General features: G+C 43.1%; 1 protein-coding gene and 1 pseudogene. Both read left to right on the top strand.

The window, feature by feature from the left end; translation table 11 throughout:
• Positions 1–108 precede the first annotated feature (108 nt).
• On the top strand, positions 109–750 hold the full coding sequence (locus F6K53_RS44060; RefSeq protein WP_293087178.1) for a class I SAM-dependent methyltransferase: 642 nt from the start codon (positions 109–111) through the stop codon (positions 748–750).
• 215 nt (positions 751–965) lie between these two features.
• Positions 966–1,180 (top strand): annotated as a pseudogene (locus tag F6K53_RS44065) (hypothetical protein); the annotation flags it as partial.

Here is a 1,180-nt window from a genome sequence, read left to right on the forward strand (position 1 = left end):
TCTTCGATCCCAATTATGATACCTTACCCTTATCCGTTTTTGTGCCAATGCTGGAAAGTGTTTTTGCTCAAAAGGTCAAGTGTCTCAGTTGAGTAAACGTTGATAATTATGATGAATACACCAGATAAAATTCAATGGGTCTATAGTTCCCAAAACAATCAAGAATTAGCCCAACGCTATAACCAATGGGCAAAAGACTACGAACAAGATTTAAGCGAAACCTTTGGTCGTCCTAGCCGCGAACCCATAGTCGATTTAACGGTTAAATACGTCCCAAAAAATGCCCTAATCTTAGATGCTGGAGCAGGCACAGGTACAATGGGTCAATGGCTACATGAGGAAGGCTATCACAACCTAGTGGCAATTGACATTTCCGAAGGAATGCTGGCGGAGGCAAAGAATAAGAATGTCTACACGGAGTTACGCCCAATGGTCTTAGGGGAAACCTTAGACTTTCCCACTGCTACATTTGATGCAGTTACTGCTTGTGGCGTATTTACCTATGGACATGCTCCGAGCTGTTCTTTTGATGAGTTGATTCGTGTTACTAAACCAGAGGGATACATTATCTTTACCCTGCGCCCCGACTTCTACGAAGGCAGTGATTTTAAAGACAAAATGGCGAACTTAGAAGCACAAAATAAGTGGCAATTAACAGAGCTTGGAGACAAGTATAAAGCCGAAGATAAAGGGCAATTCACTCTGTATTTGCAAACTTGGGTGTATCAAGTAAGCTCAGCGCCCGCCTAATACCGTGGCACAGCTAAAATGATTAAATGTAGGTTGTGTTGGGTAGAGCGATCGCGAGACCCAACCTTGTATCTACCGTTAGAATAACCGAAACCAATGGAATACCGTCGCGCTAAGATTGCAGGAGGGACATACTTTTTCACCGTTGTTACTCACAACCGCCGTAAATTTTTATGCGAACCTGACAACATCTCGCTATTAAGAGATACTTTTCTATGCCTTACAGTCAATTCACTATCGAAAAAGTCAAACAAGATTTTCACCTCACAACAGTTGAAGGGGTTCGCTTTTTCCCCAACTCCCTAGAACCCATCGTACCAAGTCCCAGACTGCAAGGCATTTTAGAGGATTTACCTTGGGCGATTGCCGTCGATACCGAAAAAGCACGTTCTGAAGTCATTATCAATCCCGTACTTTTGGAAGTGCGGCA

Source organism: Moorena sp. SIO4A1, assembly GCF_010672065.1.
Taxonomy (GTDB): domain Bacteria; phylum Cyanobacteriota; class Cyanobacteriia; order Cyanobacteriales; family Coleofasciculaceae; genus Moorena.

Coding starts and splice junctions, on each gene's coding strand:
- F6K53_RS44060 (WP_293087178.1), top strand. CDS start 109: ATGATGAATACACCAGATAAAATTCAATGGGTCTATAGTTCCCAAAAC.